Raw genomic sequence first — 16,375 nt, 5'->3', positions numbered from 1 at the left:
GCCCGGCCCCCGCCTACTGCCCGAGGACGGCGGCGGGCTGCCCGTCAAGCGCCGGGCCGCCAGTGTCGGTGACCAGCCCAACGTTGGAGAAGCCGCCCGCGTTCAGCGCGCCCATTACCTGCATCACATCGGCATAGGCGATATTGCCATCGGCGCGCAGATAGACCCGGTTGGACGCGCGTTCCGCCGCAATGGCGCGCAGCTTGGTCACCAGCTCCTCGCGCGCGACCGGCGTGGTCTGGATCTCGACGCCGCCCGCGGCGGTCATGGTCACGGTGAGCGGCTCCTCCTCGTCGCCGGGCAGCGCGCCCGCGGCGGTCTTCGGGAGCTCCACAGGCACGCCCACGGTCATCAGCGGCGCCGCCACCATGAAGATGATCAGCAGCACCAGCATGACGTCGACAAAGGGCGTCACGTTGATTTCCGACATCGCCCGCACCCGGCTGCGGCGGCGGCCCCGGCGGCGGTTGCCGCCTGCGGCGGGTTGCTGAACGGATGCGCCCATGGCTCAGGAATCCAGCTGGCGGCTGAGGATGGTGGCGAACTCGTCGGCAAAGGCCTCGTAGCCGCCAATGATGCGGTCGCTGTCTGCGCTCAGCTTGTTGTAGAAGATCACCGCCGGGATTGCCGCCAGAAGGCCGAGGCCGGTCGCCAGCAGCGCCTCGGCGATGCCCGGCGCCACCACGGCAAGGTTGGTGTTCTGCTGCTCGGCGATCTCGATGAAGGCGGTCATGATGCCCCAGACGGTCCCGAACAGGCCCACGAAAGGCGCAGTGGAGCCGACCGTGGCTAGCACCGAAAGCCCGCTTTGCAGTCCTTCGGATTCCTTGGCGATGGCCACATCCATCGACCGGTCGATGCGCGCCTGCGCACCGGGAATAAGCCCGCCGTCGCTGCGGTGGCTGCGCCGCCACTCGGTCATGCCCGCGGCAAAAACCCGCGCTGCATGGCCCGCAGGCTGCGGGCCAATCTTTTCATAAAGCCCGTCCAGCGGCTCCCCCGACCAGAAGGCACGGTCGAAGCGCTCGGCCTCGCTGCGGGCCTTGCGGTAGTTGATCGCCTTCTGGAGGATGATGCCCCAGGACCAGACGGAGGCCCCGATCAGCATCAGCATCACCAGTTTCACGGTGATGGTGGCTCGCGCGAAAAGCCCCCACATGGAGAAATCAATCTCCTGTGCCAGCGCCAGAGTTTCTGCTTCCATTCGCCTGCTCTATCATTTCCCGGCCGGTTGTCCGGCCTTATTTGGCCAGAGGCTAGCGCAGTTCAACGGGCAAGGCCAATAAAACAGGCGGCCGGGCGCCGAATGTCACCGCAATGCGCGAATCTCTGCCGGCAGGCGGGCGGGCCGGCCCTCCGCTGTCATGCAGACGATGGTGACCTTCGCCCGGAACAGCGGCTGGCCTGCGCGGCGCACTTCCTGGTCCAGGAGCATCCGGGCGGGAGTCACCTGGGCGATTTCGGTGGTGACCGTCAGTTCCTCGTCAAAGCGGGCGGGGGCGAGGTAATCCGCCTCGATCCGGTGCACCGCATAGACCAGCCCGGCGTCGCGCATTGCGTTCTGATCGGCGCCGATGCCGCGCACCCAGTCGCTGCGGGCGCGCTCGATGAAGCGCAGGTAGTTGGCGTGGTAGACGATACCGCCCATGTCGGTGTCCTCATAGTAGACCCGGATGGGGAATTCATGGATCATCTAGGGTCTCCCTGCCTGCGCGCCCCGGCGCCGCTCTTGGACGGGCGCCTGCCTTCCCCTTAGCCGTTCAGCGGATACTCCGCCAGCACGTCGTGGCGCGCGCCGTCCGGTGCGAGGGTGGAGCGGAACAGGGCAAAGCTTTCAACCCGGCAGGCATGGCGGAAGGCGGCACTGCGCTCCAGGAAGCGGCCGATCTTTGCCACCTGCCCCGGCTCCAGATGGCGCGGGAAACGCGCAAGCGTTACGTGCGGGCGGAAGCGGGCGCGGTCCAGCGCGATCTCCGCCGCGCGGCAGGCCGAGAGGATACGGGTCCGCAGCGCGGTCAGCCCGGGCGAAGGCGCGGCCCTGGCCAAGAGGATGCGCGGATGCCGGCCGCCAAAGGTATCAAGGCCCTGGAAGCTGAGATCTACCGGCGCGGCGCGAATCTCCGCCAGCTCCTGGTGCAGCGCTTCCAGCGCGGCTTCGGGCTGGTCGTCGAGGAAGGCGAGCGTCAGGTGCAGGTTTTCGGCCGGCATCAGCCGCCCTACGGTCAGCCCCTCCTGCACCCGTTCCAGCGCATCCAAGGCCTGATCCGGCAGCGGCAGGGCGGCAAAGGCGCGCATCAGCCCGCCGCGGGCGGCGCCTGAAGGCGCGCGAACAGGCGCAGGGCGTGGGACTTGTCCGTGGCCGCTGCCGGCATCATCCGGTCATAGGCGGCGGCGATCACGCCGGCGATCTCGGGCCGCAGGATGATGGCGCCGCTGCCGGGCAGCACCGCCAGCGGAGAGGTCCCGGCAAAGGCGCGGTCGCCCCACATCAAAAAGACCTGCACCGCCTGGGTGAGCGCCAGCGTCTCGGCGGGCAGCTGCGCCAAATCGCCCTTCATCCGCAGGAAGACAAAGGCAGCCTGGATCGCGCCATCGTCATCGAAGCGGAAGGCACGGTACTGGCTGGCCTCGCCCGCCTTGAGCCGCGCCACCAGCGGCTCCAGCCCGGGGATCATCCGGCCGAGGTCGGGCACCGCCAGCAGCTCGTCCCACTCGCGGAAGAAGAAGACCATCAGGTTGGCGCCCAGCTGCGGGTCGGTCTCGGCCATCTGGTGGCCCGCCAGCGTGGCAACCGCTTCCAGCGCGCCCTTGATGGTGGTGAGCGCCGCGTCCTCCACGCCAAAGACGATCGGCGCGATGGGGCGGCCCCAGCGGGCAAAAGCATAAGAGCCATCGGCGCGGGTAAACAGCGCCTCGATCTGCTGAGGGCTGAGGGCGGGGGCTGCGGCTGGGGATTGCTGCGCGGCTTGAACCTCGGAGGCGGCGGCAGATGGGTCCGGTTTGCGGGCGGTCATGCGGGGTCTCCTTGCTGCTGCCCCTCCTATGCCGCCTGCGCGCTGCGGCGGCAAGGGGCGGCAAGGCGGCAGGCCGGGAGACAGCGGAGCGATGGCAAGGAGAAGCTCCCGCGCCCGCGGGTGCCTGGCTGCGCTAGCCCCCCCCCCGGCGGCCTTGGGCCGGGCGCCGTTGGCGCGGCGCCGCGACTGCGGCAAACGGACCTCATGCGCCTTGGCGGGGCTTCCCGGGTGAGCGCGCGTGCCCGGCCGCAGCGCTGCCTGCTGCACCCTTGCACCCCGGCCGCTGCCGACCTGGCGCATTGTCACCGGACGGCGGCCTCCAACGGCCGCCGCCAAGGGCGCCCGCCATCCAATGTCCGCCGCGCCGCGCGCCAGCGCGGCGCCCGGCCCAACGGGCGCAAGGCATCGCTGATGCCGCAGCAACGGGCGGGAGCTGCCCTGACCACTCAGGGAACGGTCAGCCAGTGTGCCGTACTGTTTCCCGCGCGAAACATTTTACCCGCACTCAAACACTGGAACCGGTTCCGGCACCGCAGTGGCACGGCCGCAAGACCCCGCACGCGGGTCAGCCGAACAGATCCGTCTGGCTGCGCGGCACAGGCAGGCCCAGGTGCGCCCAAGCCTTTTGCGCCAGCATCCGGCCCCGGGGCGTGCGCTGGATCAGTCCCTGCTGCAGCAGGTAAGGCTCGATCACCTCCTCCAGCGCGTCGCGGCTTTCGCTGAGCGCCGCCGAGATCGTCTCGATCCCGACCGGGCCGCCGCCGTAGTTTTCGGCGATCAACTTCAGATAGCGCCGGTCGGCACCATCAAGTCCCAGCTGATCCACTCCCAGCCGGGTGAGCGCGCCATCGGCCAGGGCACGGGTGATCCTGCCGTCGCCCTCGACCACCGCGAAGTCCACCACGCGGCGCAGGAGCCGTCCGGCGATCCTTGGGGTCCCCCTTGCGCGCCGCGCGATCTCCCGGGCGCCCTCGTCCTCGGCCGGGGCGCCGAGCTTGCGGGCGTTGCGGCTGACGATCTCGAACAGCTCGTCCTCGGTGTAAAACTGCAGCCGGGTCGGGATGCCGAAGCGGTCCCTGAGCGGCGTGGTCAGAAGCCCCATACGGGTGGTGGCGCCGACCAGCGTGAAGGGCTGCAGCTCGATCCGAACGGTGCGCGCGGCAGGCCCCTCGCCGATCACCAGGTCGAGCTCGAAATCCTCCATCGCCGGGTAGAGCACCTCTTCCACCGCCGGGTTCAGCCGGTGGATCTCGTCGATGAACAGCACGTCGCGGGACTCGAGGTTGGTGAGGATCGCGGCAAGGTCGCCCGCCTTGGCCAGCACCGGGCCGGAGGTCATGCGGAAGTTCACCCCCAGCTCGCGGGCGACGATCTGGGCCAGCGTGGTCTTGCCAAGGCCGGGAGGCCCGTGAAACAGCGTGTGGTCCATCGCCTCGCCGCGGCGGCGGGCGCTTTCGATAAAGACACGGAGGTTGGCGCGGGCCTCGGCCTGGCCAATGAACTCACTCAGCCCCTGCGGGCGCAGGGCACGGTCATTCTCCGCGGCGCTGTCTTCGGGCAGCGGCTCGGGGCGCAGGGCGGGGTCGGCGTCAATCATGTGTTCAAGCCTCGCTCGATGGTGTCCAGCCGGTGCATCCAGTTCCGCTCGATCGCAACGATGTCTTCGGGCGGCATATCGGGAGACACCCGCTCGACAATGGAAAACCGGAACTGCAGCGGGTTCCGAAGCGCCGATTCACGCGTCACACCAGCGTCCCTTGCAACATGCTCCCGCCACCTGCCCAGAAGATTTTCCTGGCCGCAAGCGGACCCCACGTAGCGTGCGCCATCAGTTTGATCGACAATGAGATAGATCCCGCGCCACGCGGCCAGTTTCCGGGCCCAGGCCTCCGGCAGGCTGCGCACCTCGCCTCCGGTCAGCACCAGATCCCGCCAGCCGGGGCATGGCGGGGCAAACATTGGAGCCGGGCTGATCGCGGCAACAGGGGCGTCAAGGTTCTCTGCGAGCCGGACATAGCGCCGCCCTGGAACGGACCGGATCTGCATCCGCCCCCGCAGATCACGCAGGTGATCCACCGGTTCGAAGTCGAACAGAACCTGATTCCCGCCCCGCGCAATATTCACTTCGGGGGCGGTATCGCTGGCGCCGTAGCTGTCGGCCAGGCGCTGGAATCTGGGATCCTGGTAGATCTCTTCAACCGGCAGCCGCCTGGCCCCGGCCTTCCGGAACATGCCGGCAAAGAGCATGTGCCCATTTCCCAGCGCCACAAAACTTGCAACGAAGTTCCTCGCCGACAGGGTAACTTCGGCTTGCGGGGAATGAACGCTCTGATAGGCGTCGAAGAGTTCCGGATCGCGGTCTGCCATCCACGGCAGCATACGTCTGAGCGGCTCAAGTGTTGTGGTATGCAGCAGCACAGCCGTATCTTCCAGGGCAACGCCCGCCGATTGCAGAACGGTGGAGAGGTTCAACCCCATCCCCTCACCCCTTCGGCGCCAGCAGGCGCAGGGCGGCGCGGATGAGATCAGGCTCGCCCGCATTCGGGTTGGCGGCGGCTGCCTCCGCCACCGCGGCTGCTGCATCCGAGGGGCCATAGCCCAGGTTGCCCAGGGCCGACAGCGCCCCAGCCGAGGCGGCCGCCGCGCCGGCGGGCTGTTTCGGCGCCGTCTTGCGGGCGGCTTTGGCGGCGGGGGCAGGCCCTGCGTCTTCGATCACCTGCAGTCCGGGTCCGTCCATCGCATCCGCCACCGCGCCGCCCATGGCCATCACGCCGGGAGCCTTGTCCTTGAGGTCCAGCACGATTCGCTGCGCGGTCTTGGGACCGACGCCCTTGGCGGCCTTCACCGTGGCCCAGTCGCCCAAGGCAATCGCCCGGCTGACTCCGTCCGGCCCCAGCGCGCCGAGGATCGCCAGCGACACCTTGGCCCCCACCCCCTGCACCGAAGTGAGCAGCCGGTGCCATTCCTTCTCCACCAGGGAGGTGAAGCCGTAGAGCTGCATCAGGTCCTCGCGCACAACCATATCGGTATAAAGCGCCACCGCCTCCCCCACGCCGGGCAGCGCCGCCAGGGTGCGGTCCGAGCAATAGACGATATAGCCGACGCCGCGCACGTCGATCATCACGTGATCCGCCGTGCGGTAGTCGAGACGGCCCGTCAACTTGCCAATCATGCCAGCTTGCCGATCATGCGCGCACTTCCTTCAGCTGCCGTTGCTTTGTTGTGCCGTAATAGGCGTGGCAGATCGCGATGGCCAGCGCGTCGGCGGCATCGGCGTTTTGCGGTGTGCAGCCGGGCAGTTGCAGCTTCACCATGTGCATCACCTGCTGCTTTTCCGCATGACCGACGCCGACCACCGTCTTCTTGACCCGGTTTGGAGCGTATTCGCCCACCGGCAGCCCGGCCTTGGCCAGGGTCAGCAGCGCAACCCCCCGGGCCTGGCCCAGTTTCAGCGTGCCCGCACCGTCCTTGTTCACGAAGGTCTGCTCGATCGCCGCCTGGTCGGGGGCGAAGGCGTCAATGATTTCGCTCACCTGGTTGTGCAGCGACAGCAGCCGCTCGCCCAGGTCGTCGCCATCCGAAGTGCAGACCCCGTTGGCGACATGGCGCAGCCGGGTGCCCTGCGATTCGATCACCCCCCATCCGAGGTTCCGCAACCCCGGATCAATGCCCAGTATCCGCATGATGTGCCCGGCCCCTGCCCGTGTTCTGAGATTATTTTCCGAACGATTAGCACAAAACGCGAACATGTCCAATTGCTTTCCCTCCGTCCCGGCAGGTGCAGAACCCGGCCAAAGCGGTCCGAAACCGACGCTTCACCAAAGCGGATGCGACATTTTTCCAGCCTGCCGCCCGGGACCCGGATCGCCCTTTTTTACAAGGTGTTGAGCTATGCACTTTATGCATGGGACACATGCAATTTCATGCCTTGCCGGGCCAAATACGCCCCACTAAATGCCGGCCATCGCGGCGCAAAAAAGCGCCAGCCCATCAGCCGAGAGGACCAGGATATGGCCGCATTTGACACCACCCGCCCCACCTATGGGTCCACCGGCCTTCTGGGCCGTGCAGGCGCCCTGATCGCGACCGCCTATGCGGCCTGCACCGCCTGGAACGACGCCCGCGCGACCCGCAAGGCGCTGGCCGGGCTGAGCGACCGCGAACTGTCCGACATCGGCCTGTCGCGCGCCGATATCGAAGCCGTGGCCGAGGGCCGTCCTGTATTCTGAGAGTTTCGTCTCTGCCCCGCCTCCTCCCTCGGGGCGAGCAAGAGAGCGCCGCGGGCCTTTGCTGGTCCGCGGCGTTTCTTGTTGGAGGCGTGCGCCGGCCGTTGTGGTCCCCCGTCCGGAGACCTGTCTTGTCCCCGGCAACAAGCCCTGAGCCGGAGTAACGGGGGCGGCCTTGCGGCCTAGTCCCGCGGGAGATATGCGCCTGCGCATGAAAAAAGCCGCGGTCCCGAAGGTCCGCGGCCTGGCCGGTCCTGTTGCCTGCTGATCTTGATCCCTGTCGCGCTCTGCTGTCCCCCGCGGCCCTGTTGAGCTCCCCCCGAAGCTCCGCCGGCCTTTTCTCGGATGTCCGGCGCCAGGCCGGTAGTCAGAACGTGCAAACAGGGCTTTCAGGTCCCCCCAGAGGACACCTTTCAGCGCAGGACCGGCTGTATCTTTCCGGCAAGGCGTTCGGAGAGCGGATCGCTCTGCATCACCAGGGCTCCCGCCTGTTCCAGCAGGTTGCCGCCGGAAAGGCCCGCGACGCGCTCGGCATAGGTGGCGTGCCCCAGCACGGCCATCAAAAAGCCCTTGAACAGCAGTAGGGCCGCCGCGGCAAACACCAGCAGGCGGATGCGGCCCCGGCGCTGCGGTTTGTCCGGCTTCACCACGATCAGCCCGTCAGCGCGTATCTGCGCGCTGCAGCCCTGGGCCATCGCAGCATGTTTGCGGTTAAGTTGCGCCAAACGCGCCTGAAAATGAAATCGGTCGTCGCCCATCCCGAGCCTCCAAACTGGCCCCCACCAGCGGTTGCTTCTCATGCTCGGCCCGGAATGCGGCAATTCTGGGGCAAATAGTGAAAATTCGATTAAAACCCGGCTATTTTAGTCCGCCCGGCGCATCAGAAGCGTGGTCCATTCGCCAATCTCGTCCCGCCGGTCCAGATTGATACCGTTTTGGGCATAAACGGCGATCACATTATCCGCCTGCTCGCTCAAAATACCCGAAAGAATCGCATAGCCGCCGGGCCGCAGATGCGCCGCAACATCCGGTGAGAGCGCCACCAGCGGGCCCTTGAGGATATTGGCGAAAATCAGGTCGAAGGGGGCGTCCTCGTTCAGCTGGGGATGGTCGAAGCCCGCGGCCTCCAGGCAGGTGACCGCGCCTTCCATGCCGTTCGCCTTGAGGTTGGCTTCGGCCACCTCGACCGCCACTTGGTCGATGTCGCTGGCAAGGAAAGTGCCGTCCCAGACCCGCGCGGCCGCCATCGCCAGCACTGCGGTGCCGCAGCCGATGTCGGCAACCTTGGCGGCGCTGAAACCGCGGTCCAGCAGATGGTCGAGCGCCTTCAGGCAACCGAGCGTGGTGCCATGGTGGCCGGTGCCGAAGGCCATCGCCGCCTCGATCAGCAGCGGAATTTTGCCGCTGGGCAGCTTGTCCGCATCGTGGCTGCCGTAGACGAAGAAGCGCCCGGCCTCGACCGGCGCGAGCTCCCGGCGCACATGCGCGACCCAGTCGGTTTCCGGCAGCTCGGAGACGGCGAAGGGCCTGGCGCCATGCAGCGTGGCCAGCAGGGCCAGCCCGGCCTGGTCCGGGGTTTCGGTGAAATAGGCGCCGACCTCCCACAGGCCGGAGCCGTCCTCGAGTTCGAAGACGCCGATGCCTGTGGGCTCGGGGGTGAGGCGCTCCATCGCCTCGCCCAGGGCTTCGGCCTGTGCTTTGCCGGTCAGGGTGGTGAGGGCGGTGAAAGTGGGCATGGCGGCTCTCCGGTAGATGTCGCCTTGCGCCTAGGCCGCAGCGGACGGCAGGTCAAGGGTGCTCAGGCGCCGCCGCCCGGCCGCCCGGCCGGGCAAAAGCGGGCGCGCGCCCGCTTATTCGGCCGCCTGTTCGGCCGGTGCGGGGGCCGCAAACTTGGAGAAGATGGTTTCGTTCCCCGGCTCCGGGTGGCGCGGGATCAGCAGCGCCAGCGTGAGCGAAATCAGCGCCATGCCCGCCGCCAGCGCAAAGACCGCTCCGGGCGAGACCACCCACAACAGGCCCAGCAGCACCGGCAAAAACACCGCGGCAATATGGTTGATGGTGAAGGCTACGGCGGCAGTAGGGGCAATATCGCCGGGGTCGGCGATCTTCTGGAAATAGGTCTTGAGCGCCAGCGCCAGCGCAAACAGCACGTGATCCACGACATAAAGCGTTGCCGCCAGCACCACGCCCCAGCCGAACCAGTAGATGCCGCCATAGGCCGCAAAGACGATGGCCAGCCCGGCGTATTCGAACACCAGCGTGCGGCGCTCGCCGAAACGGGCCACGAAACGCCCCAGCATCGGCGCGGCCAGCATGTTGATCACCAGGTTGATCAGGAACAGCCCCGTCACCTCATGCACGTCGAAGCCGAATTTCTCCACCATCATGAAGCCTGCAAAGACCACGAAGATCTGCCGCCGCGCGCCCGCCATGAACTGCAGCGCATAGTACAGCCAGTAGCGGCGGCGCAGGATCAGCTTTTTCACCTGCGGGTGCGGCGCCTCGAACTGCGGATAGGCCATGAGGCAGAAGAAAGCGATCAGCGTGGTGACGCCGCCCGCGGTCATGAAGACCACGTTGAAGGACAGGTCCAGCGATTCCCACATCAGCACGATCAGCCCGTAGACCACCAGTGTCGCGGCCGAGCCTGCCGCCAACAGTAAGCCCAGCGTCTGCGGCGCGCGGTCTTTCGGCAGCCATTGCAGCTGCAGCGACTGGTTCACCGTCTCATAGTAATGAAAGCCGATCGAGCTGAGCATGGTAATGGTGAGGATACCGCCGAGGCTCGGATACCACGCGGTGACCGCCGTCGCCGCCCCCAGCAGCATCAGGGAGACCATGCCCAGCACTTGCTCCCGCATGATCATGATCACCGCGATCACCCCCACGGCGAGGAAGCCGGGGATCTCCCGCACCGTATGCAACAGCCCGATGTCGGCCCCGTCGAACTGCGCCGCCTCGATCACGAAGTTGTTGAGCAGCGCGTTCCAGGCGTTGAAGGCGATCGGCATGCAGAGCGCCATCACAAACAGAAGCGTGACCGGGCGGCGCCACAGCGGCAGGCGGCGGGCCTCATCGAGGGGGAGCGGTTTGAACATGCCGCTGGTTTACGCCGGTTTTTCTGCCTTGGCGAGAGAGTTCTGCGGCCTGCACACTTAGGTCTGCATCTGCGCAGAGTGGCGGCTGGAGCGCCATTCGCCGCTGGCAGCGCCTGCCGCAGGGGTTGTGTTTGAGTATTTCCGGCAAGATGAAAGAGCAAGGCACCGCGCCGCCGTGGCGGCGGCGCCTGCCACAGTGCCTGGAGTTGAGTATTTTCACAAAGAAGAAGGGGGCGGGGCCGTGTCTTCCCGGCCATGCCAGCCGTCGCTGCCGCGGGGTCAGAGGAAACTTTGCGGGTCGATGTCGATGCTGAGCCGCAGGTCGTTCTTCAGCCGCAGGGGCGCGGTCCAGCGCGCCAGGGCTTCCTGCAGCGGCGCTCCCTTGGCGGCCTTCACCAGGAGACGCACCCGGTGGCGGCCACGGATGCGGGCGATTGGCGCCGGTGCGGGCCCGTAGAGCTGGGCACCGATCTGGCGCAGCGCGCCGTCGTTGCGCGCCATCGCATTGCCGAGGTCGAAGACCTGCGCAAGGTCCGGCCCCGACAGGATGATGCCCGCCATCCGCCCGAACGGCGGCACGCCCGCCGCCTGCCGCTCGGCGGCTTCGGCGCGCCAGAAGTTTTCTTCGTCGCCGGACAGGATCGCGCGGATCACCGGGTGCTCGGGCTGGAAAGTCTGCAACAGCGCCACGCCGGGCCGTTCGGCGCGCCCCGCCCGGCCCGCCACCTGGCGCATCAGCTGAAAGGTGCGCTCTGCCGCGCGCAGGTCGGAGCCTTGCAGGCCGAGGTCGGCGTCGATCACCCCGACTAGGGTCAGGAGCGGGAAATTGTGGCCCTTGGCGACCAGCTGGGTGCCGAGGATGATGTCGGCCTCGCCCGCGGCGATCTCCTCGATCCGGGCTTTCAGCGCGCGGGCGGAGCCGAAGAGATCCGAGCTCAGCACCGCGATACGGGCCTCGGGGAACAGGGCGGTTGCTTCTTCGGCCAGCCGTTCGATGCCGGGGCCGACTGGGGCCATCTTGCCCTCGACCTCGCAGGAGGGGCAGACCTCGGGCACCGGTTTGGTCTCGCCGCATTGGTGACACATCAGCCGTTTCTGGAAGCGGTGCTCCACCATGCTGGCGTCGCAATGGTCGCAGGCCACCTGCGCGCCGCAAGCGCGGCACAGGGTGAGCGGCGCAAAGCCGCGGCGGTTGAGGAACAGGAGCGATTGTTCGCCGCGCTCCAGCCGCGCCTTCATCGCCTGCTTCAGCGTGGGCGAGATCCAGGTCGAGGGCAAGAGATCCTCGCTGCGCATGTCGATCGCCCGCATTTCCGGCAGCACCGAGGCACCGAAGCGGGAGGTGAGGTCGAGGCGGCTGTACTTGCCCGCTTCGGCGTTGACCCAAGTCTCCAGGCTGGGCGTGGCGGAGGCCAGCACCACCTGGGCCGAGCACATCGCGGCGCGCAGCACCGCCATGTCACGGGCATTGTAGAGAACGCCGTCCTCCTGTTTGTAGGAGGTGTCGTGCTCTTCGTCGACGATGATCAGGCCGAGGTCGCGGAACGGCAGGAACAGCGCCGAGCGGGCGCCGATCACCAGCTGCGCGGCGCCCTGCCCGACCATTTTCCAGACCCGGCGCCGCTCGGTCATGGTGGCGCCGGAGTGCCATTCGGCAGGCGTGGCGCCAAAGCGGGCCTCCACCCGTTTCAGGAACTCCGCGGTGAGGGCGATCTCAGGCAGGAGCACCAGCGCCTGGCGCCCGGCGCGCAGGGCGGCGGCGACGGCTTCGAGGTAGACCTCGGTCTTGCCGGAGCCGGTGACGCCCTTCAGGAGGGTGGTGCCGTAGCGCCCGGACTGCACTGCCTCGGCCAGCGTGGCGGCGGCGGCGGCCTGGTCCGCAGTCAGGGTCTTGCCCGGCAGGTCCGGATCGAGCCGCGGATAGGGCAGATCGCGCGGGGCTTCCTCCTCGCGCAGCGCGCCCTGTTTCACCAGCCCCTTCACCACCGAAGGCGTGACGCCCGCCATGTCCGCCAGTTCCTTGGGGGTAAAGGCGAGGCTGCCGAACTCGTCCAGCACGTCGAGCACCCGGGCGCGGGCGTCGGTCATCCGCTCCGGCTCGCCGTCGCCGCGGCGCAGGATCTTGCGCATCGAGGGCGGATCGGAGAGCCCCGGCGCGCGGGTCGCAAGCCTGAGCATCGCGGGCATCGGGGTCAGCGTGTAGTCGGCCGCCTTGCCGAGGAACTGGCGCATCTCCGCGCGCATCGGGGCCACGTCCAGCACCCGATTCACGCTGCGCAGCTTGGCCGCGTCGAAATCCCCGGCACCCGGCCCCCAGACCACCCCCAGAACCTTGCGCGGGCCCAGCGGCACCTCAACATAGGCGCCGATGAAGCAGCCGCCTGCGGGCGCGCGGTAGTCCAGAAGCCGGTCGAGCGGCTGGGTGGTCAGCACCCCGACCCGTTCGCCTTCCTGAAAGAACTCCTGCCCGCTCACGCTGCCCGCCTTGTTGCCGCCCGCACCTGCATGAGGTAAAGGCAGAAGCGACCGAGGCCAACCCATCCGAAGGACTGCCCCATGAAATTCTTTGTAGACACCGCCGATATCGACGCCATTGCCGAGCTGAACAATCTGGGCATGGTGGACGGCGTGACCACCAACCCCTCGCTGATCAAGAAATCCGGCCGTGACATCATCGAGGTCACCAAGGAGATCTGCGGCATGGTCGACGGGCCGGTGTCGGCGGAAGTGACCGCAACCGACGCCGAAACCATGATTGCCGAAGGCCGCAAGCTGGTGGAGATTGCCGAGAACATCGCCGTGAAGGTGCCGCTGACCTGGGACGGGCTGAAGGCCTGCAAGACCCTGAGCGACGACGGCCACATGGTGAACGTGACCCTGTGCTTCTCCGCCAACCAGGCGCTGCTGGCGGCCAAGGCGGGCGCGACCTTCATTTCTCCCTTCATCGGGCGGCTCGATGACATCCACCTCGACGGCATGGAACTGATCGAGGACATCCGCACCGTCTATGACAACTACGGGTTCGAGACCCAGATCCTCGCCGCCTCGATCCGCTCGGTGAACCACGTGGCCGATTCGGCCCGTATTGGCGCCGACGTGATCACCGCGCCGCCCGCGGTGATCAAATCGATGGTGAACCACCCGCTGACCGACAAGGGTCTGGATGCCTTCCTGAGCGACATCAAGGCAGCGGGCATCAAGATTCTCTGAGCCTCCCGCTCAGCCCGGAACACGGAAGGCGCCCCATTGCGGGCGCCTTCTTGCATTCGGGAGACGAGCTTCTTGATGGCTTGCAGGGACCGGACCTGAGCGCTGAGAACCTCGTGAGCATTCTCTCAAACTTCCTGAGCAACCCGCCGCTCCGGCAATGGACCGAAGCCGCGCATCGGCGGCGCGCGCGGTGGCCCTTCTGGCCGTCGCTACTGGCAGTTTATTCTGGCCAACTCCGTGCACATTCTCAGTTGAACACCAAAGCCGGCCAAAGCGCGGCCGCATGGGCGCGCGTCGGCGAGACGCGGCGGCTTTGCGGCTTTGTTCCGCGCTGGGGATGATCAGGAGGTTCCAATAGCCTTGCCGCAGGAACCGGCACTCCTATGCTGGCCGCCCTCATGGTTCGGGGCACCGCCATGGGCACCCTGTCGCGCGTGCCGTCTATGGTGCAGCGGCGCGCCTCAGCCCGGAATCCCGTGACCGCCTCTGCCGCGTCCGGCAGCGGGAAGGCTCCCGCGCCGGTCCGCCCTCCGGCGCTGCCGGCCGGCGGAGCCGCCTTGGGCCGCGCAACGCGCCTGCGGCGCGCTGCGGTTGCGCCTCTCCGCATCGCTCGCGTTTCCCGTCGGCCCGCCGCCCCGCGCCGGGCGCAAGCCCGGCGCCCGGCCCAACGGGAGCGCGGCATGCCCCATGCCGCGGCGACGGGCGGGAGCGCCCCTCCGCCCCATCCCCGCCACCCCTGTGCAACGGCGGCGCGGCAAAAGCCCCGCGGCGCGCATTTTTCGGCGGCGCTGCCGGAATCCCGTGATATACACGGGGTCAAACCCGCAAGAGGTTCACCCATGAGCAGTTCTGCAAAACTCGAAGATCAGCTGCGCGCGGCGATTCTGGCCCGGCCCGACGCGGTGCTGGAGGACGAAAGCATCATGAACGCGCTGGTCGCCGCCAACGAGCGCGCGATGGGCGGGAATATCGTCGATCTGCGCGGCATCGCGATGGAACGGATGGCGGCGCGGCTGGACCGGCTGGAGGACACCCACCGCTCGGTGGTGGCTGCCGCTTATGACAACCTCGCAGGCACCAGCCTGATCCACCGCGCGGTGCTGCGGCTGATCGAGCCGCAGGACTTTGCCGGTTTCCTCGACTGCCTCGCCCGCGACCTGCCGGAGATCCTGCGCCTCAGGGCGATGGTGCTGGTGCTGGAAACTGCAGAACCTGCCAGCGCCGCCGCGGTGGAGCGCAAGGCCGGGGTCTTGAAGATGACCGGGCCGGGCTTCTGTGCCGCCCACACCGGGAAGCCTGCCGGTGGCACCAGCGGCCCCGGCAGCACAGGCGAACGTCCGGTCACCCTGCGCAGCCTCTCCGGCGGCGCCCCGCGGCTTTATGGCGGTGCGGCGGATCAGATCCGCTCCGAGGCCTGCCTGATGCTGAACCTCGGCACAGGCCGCCTGCCCGGCATGCTGGTGCTGGGCTCGGAGGACCCCGGGCAGTTCTCGGCCCAGCAGGGCACCGACCTCCTTACCTTCCTCGCCGGTGTATTCGAGCGCGCAATGCGCGGCTGGTTGTCGTGAGCGCCGCCGGGCCGGTGCTGATCTCACCTGCCTGCCGCGATGCGCTGCAAGAGTGGCTGGAGCGGCTCTCCGGGCTGGACGCGGCCTCGCCGCACACGATTGCCGCCTACCGCGGCGATGTCGCCGATTTTCTCGCCTTCATGACGCTGCACTCGGGCGAACCGCAGGGTCTGAAACCACTGGCGCGCATTGCCACCGCAGACATGCGCGCCTGGATGGCGGCCACTCGGGCTGGCGGCGCAGGCGCGCGGTCGCTAGCGCGCAAACTGTCGGCGGTGAAGAGCTTCTACCGCTGGCTGGCCGCGCGCGAGGACTTCGATCCGGCCGCGGTGCTGATGACCCGGGCGCCGAAGTTCCAGAAGAAGCTGCCCCGCCCGCTCGACCCCGAGGCCGCCCGCGCCGTGCTGGAGACGGTGCCGCAGCAGGCCCGCGAGGACTGGACCGCGGCCCGCGACGCCGCGGTTGTGACACTGCTTTACGGCTGCGGGCTGAGGATTTCCGAGGCGCTGGGGCTCACGGGCGGCGCCGCGCCGCTGCCGGCCTCGCTGCGCATCCTCGGCAAGGGCCGCAAGGAGCGGCTGGTGCCGGTGCTGCCGGTCGCACGCGCCGCGGTGGACCGCTACCTGGCGCTGTGCCCCTTCCCGCAGGAGGCAGAGGGCCCGCTGTTCCGCGGTCTGCGCGGCGGCGCGCTGAACCCGCGGCAGATTCAGGGCGCCATGGCGCATGCCCGGGCCCAGCTTGGCCTCCCCGCCTCTGCCACGCCGCATGCGCTGAGGCACAGCTTTGCCACCCACCTGCTGGAGGCGGGCGGCGATCTGCGCGCCATCCAGGAGCTGCTGGGCCATGCCTCGCTATCGACCACCCAGGCCTATACCGCGGTGGGCACCACCCACCTGCTGGAAGTCTACAACCGCGCCCACCCGAAAGCCTGAGCCGGCCCTCGCAAGCGGCGGCAACTCCCGGAGGCCGCCTGCCTGCCGGCCCCGCCCCGCCCCGCCCCGCCCCGCCGTTGACGCGTCACGGCCTGCAAAGTTCCAGTGACGGCGCAGTGCGCCGCGTTGGGGGGGACGCATCCATTCACGCGGAGGCACACCCATAGGGCGCATAAGGCCGCAAATTCATAGCAAATCTCTAGGCTCAGGACTCATAGCCAGTATATGACGAGGGCTGCCAACGCGATTGCCGACAGAAAGACCTTGGGGCACCTGTCGTAGCGGGTTGCCACGCGCCGCCAATCCTTCAGTCTTCCGAACATGATC

The 16,375-nt window shown here is 68.0% G+C and carries 17 protein-coding genes and 1 pseudogene; 4 read left to right on the top strand and 14 right to left on the bottom strand.

Annotated features, from left to right (window positions below):
• Window positions 1-13: 13 nt before the first annotated feature.
• From tolR to ruvC, 9 genes are all read right to left on the bottom strand, one after another.
• The gene (tolR, locus tag ACOHX0_RS18780) at window positions 14-505 is read right to left on the bottom strand and encodes a protein TolR (protein WP_420678699.1); all 492 of its coding nucleotides are present in this window, start codon (window positions 503-505) and stop codon (window positions 14-16) included.
• A 3-nt stretch (window positions 506-508) separates the two neighbouring features.
• Window positions 509-1,204: a protein TolQ gene (gene tolQ, locus ACOHX0_RS18775; protein WP_420678698.1), complete on the bottom strand. Its 696-nt coding sequence runs from the start codon at window positions 1,202-1,204 to the stop codon at window positions 509-511.
• 105 nt (window positions 1,205-1,309) lie between these two features.
• The gene (gene ybgC, locus ACOHX0_RS18770; protein WP_420678697.1) at window positions 1,310-1,693 is read right to left on the bottom strand and encodes a tol-pal system-associated acyl-CoA thioesterase; all 384 of its coding nucleotides are present in this window, start codon (window positions 1,691-1,693) and stop codon (window positions 1,310-1,312) included.
• A gap of 59 nt (window positions 1,694-1,752) precedes the next feature.
• Window positions 1,753-2,295 carry an RNA 2',3'-cyclic phosphodiesterase gene (gene thpR / locus ACOHX0_RS18765; RefSeq protein WP_420678696.1) on the bottom strand — a complete coding sequence of 181 codons (543 nt, stop codon included), beginning with the start codon at window positions 2,293-2,295 and terminating at the stop codon, window positions 1,753-1,755.
• A complete protein-coding gene (locus tag ACOHX0_RS18760; protein ID WP_420678695.1) occupies window positions 2,295-3,014 on the bottom strand; it encodes a hypothetical protein in 720 nt (239 codons plus the stop codon). The genes thpR and ACOHX0_RS18760 overlap by 1 nt, the downstream gene beginning before the upstream one ends.
• 565 nt (window positions 3,015-3,579) lie before the next feature.
• Window positions 3,580-4,611, bottom strand: a complete 1,032-nt coding sequence (gene ruvB, locus ACOHX0_RS18755; protein WP_420678694.1) for a Holliday junction branch migration DNA helicase RuvB — start codon at window positions 4,609-4,611, stop codon at window positions 3,580-3,582.
• Window positions 4,608-5,486, bottom strand: coding sequence for a GIY-YIG nuclease family protein (locus ACOHX0_RS18750; protein ID WP_420678693.1), 879 nt, complete (start codon window positions 5,484-5,486; stop codon window positions 4,608-4,610). The genes ruvB and ACOHX0_RS18750 overlap by 4 nt, the downstream gene beginning before the upstream one ends.
• Window positions 5,487-5,496: 10 nt before the next feature.
• Window positions 5,497-6,186, bottom strand: coding sequence for a Holliday junction branch migration protein RuvA (ruvA, locus tag ACOHX0_RS18745; RefSeq protein WP_420678692.1), 690 nt, complete (start codon window positions 6,184-6,186; stop codon window positions 5,497-5,499).
• A 13-nt stretch (window positions 6,187-6,199) separates the two neighbouring features.
• On the bottom strand, window positions 6,200-6,697 hold the full coding sequence (gene ruvC / locus ACOHX0_RS18740; RefSeq protein ID WP_420678691.1) for a crossover junction endodeoxyribonuclease RuvC: 498 nt from the start codon (window positions 6,695-6,697) through the stop codon (window positions 6,200-6,202).
• Between the two features lie 327 nt (window positions 6,698-7,024).
• Between ruvC and ACOHX0_RS18735 the strand changes: the two genes are divergently transcribed.
• Complete coding sequence (locus ACOHX0_RS18735) at window positions 7,025-7,243, top strand: DUF1127 domain-containing protein (RefSeq protein ID WP_420678690.1); 219 nt, start codon at window positions 7,025-7,027, stop codon at window positions 7,241-7,243.
• Between the two features lie 410 nt (window positions 7,244-7,653).
• Here the strand turns inward: ACOHX0_RS18735 and ACOHX0_RS18730 are convergent, their stop codons facing one another.
• The 4 genes from ACOHX0_RS18730 to ACOHX0_RS18715 all read right to left on the bottom strand — a co-directional run bounded on the left by ACOHX0_RS18730 (window position 7,654) and on the right by ACOHX0_RS18715 (window position 12,813).
• A complete protein-coding gene (locus tag ACOHX0_RS18730; protein ID WP_420678689.1) occupies window positions 7,654-7,998 on the bottom strand; it encodes a hypothetical protein in 345 nt (114 codons plus the stop codon).
• 105 nt (window positions 7,999-8,103) lie between these two features.
• The gene (locus tag ACOHX0_RS18725) at window positions 8,104-8,976 is read right to left on the bottom strand and encodes a 50S ribosomal protein L11 methyltransferase (protein WP_420678688.1); all 873 of its coding nucleotides are present in this window, start codon (window positions 8,974-8,976) and stop codon (window positions 8,104-8,106) included.
• 114 nt (window positions 8,977-9,090) lie between these two features.
• On the bottom strand, window positions 9,091-10,338 hold the full coding sequence (locus ACOHX0_RS18720; protein ID WP_420678687.1) for an MFS transporter: 1,248 nt from the start codon (window positions 10,336-10,338) through the stop codon (window positions 9,091-9,093).
• Between the two features lie 279 nt (window positions 10,339-10,617).
• A complete protein-coding gene (locus ACOHX0_RS18715) occupies window positions 10,618-12,813 on the bottom strand; it encodes a primosomal protein N' (protein WP_420678686.1) in 2,196 nt (731 codons plus the stop codon).
• An 81-nt stretch (window positions 12,814-12,894) separates the two neighbouring features.
• On the opposite strand from ACOHX0_RS18715, the gene fsa reads away from it, so the two are divergent.
• From fsa to ACOHX0_RS18700, 3 genes are all read left to right on the top strand, one after another.
• Window positions 12,895-13,548 (top strand): fructose-6-phosphate aldolase, encoded by a 654-nt coding sequence (gene fsa / locus ACOHX0_RS18710; protein WP_420678685.1) that lies wholly within the window; start codon window positions 12,895-12,897, stop codon window positions 13,546-13,548.
• 839 nt (window positions 13,549-14,387) lie between these two features.
• Complete coding sequence (locus ACOHX0_RS18705; RefSeq protein ID WP_420678684.1) at window positions 14,388-15,116, top strand: DUF484 family protein; 729 nt, start codon at window positions 14,388-14,390, stop codon at window positions 15,114-15,116.
• Window positions 15,113-16,048, top strand: coding sequence for a tyrosine recombinase XerC (locus ACOHX0_RS18700; protein WP_420678683.1), 936 nt, complete (start codon window positions 15,113-15,115; stop codon window positions 16,046-16,048). The genes ACOHX0_RS18705 and ACOHX0_RS18700 overlap by 4 nt, the downstream gene beginning before the upstream one ends.
• A gap of 212 nt (window positions 16,049-16,260) precedes the next feature.
• On the opposite strand, the pseudogene ACOHX0_RS18695 reads toward ACOHX0_RS18700, so the two are convergent.
• Window positions 16,261-16,375, bottom strand: a pseudogene (locus ACOHX0_RS18695) (IS5/IS1182 family transposase); the annotation flags it as partial.

Origin of the sequence: Cribrihabitans pelagius (assembly GCF_048820915.1) — a bacterium.
GTDB classification, from domain to species: domain Bacteria; phylum Pseudomonadota; class Alphaproteobacteria; order Rhodobacterales; family Rhodobacteraceae; genus Cribrihabitans_A; species Cribrihabitans_A pelagius.
Note: the sequence above shows the minus strand (reverse complement) of the source record. Positions and strands in the feature narration are given on the sequence as shown.

Coding starts and splice junctions, on each gene's coding strand:
- tolR (WP_420678699.1), bottom strand. CDS start 505: ATGGGCGCATCCGTTCAGCAACCCGCCGCAGGCGGCAACCGCCGCCGG.
- tolQ (WP_420678698.1), bottom strand. CDS start 1,204: ATGGAAGCAGAAACTCTGGCGCTGGCACAGGAGATTGATTTCTCCATG.
- ybgC (WP_420678697.1), bottom strand. CDS start 1,693: ATGATCCATGAATTCCCCATCCGGGTCTACTATGAGGACACCGACATG.
- thpR (WP_420678696.1), bottom strand. CDS start 2,295: ATGCGCGCCTTTGCCGCCCTGCCGCTGCCGGATCAGGCCTTGGATGCG.
- ACOHX0_RS18760 (WP_420678695.1), bottom strand. CDS start 3,014: ATGACCGCCCGCAAACCGGACCCATCTGCCGCCGCCTCCGAGGTTCAA.
- ruvB (WP_420678694.1), bottom strand. CDS start 4,611: ATGATTGACGCCGACCCCGCCCTGCGCCCCGAGCCGCTGCCCGAAGAC.
- ruvA (WP_420678692.1), bottom strand. CDS start 6,186: ATGATTGGCAAGTTGACGGGCCGTCTCGACTACCGCACGGCGGATCAC.
- ruvC (WP_420678691.1), bottom strand. CDS start 6,697: ATGCGGATACTGGGCATTGATCCGGGGTTGCGGAACCTCGGATGGGGG.
- ACOHX0_RS18735 (WP_420678690.1), top strand. CDS start 7,025: ATGGCCGCATTTGACACCACCCGCCCCACCTATGGGTCCACCGGCCTT.
- ACOHX0_RS18730 (WP_420678689.1), bottom strand. CDS start 7,998: ATGGGCGACGACCGATTTCATTTTCAGGCGCGTTTGGCGCAACTTAAC.
- ACOHX0_RS18725 (WP_420678688.1), bottom strand. CDS start 8,976: ATGCCCACTTTCACCGCCCTCACCACCCTGACCGGCAAAGCACAGGCC.
- ACOHX0_RS18720 (WP_420678687.1), bottom strand. CDS start 10,338: ATGTTCAAACCGCTCCCCCTCGATGAGGCCCGCCGCCTGCCGCTGTGG.
- fsa (WP_420678685.1), top strand. CDS start 12,895: ATGAAATTCTTTGTAGACACCGCCGATATCGACGCCATTGCCGAGCTG.
- ACOHX0_RS18705 (WP_420678684.1), top strand. CDS start 14,388: ATGAGCAGTTCTGCAAAACTCGAAGATCAGCTGCGCGCGGCGATTCTG.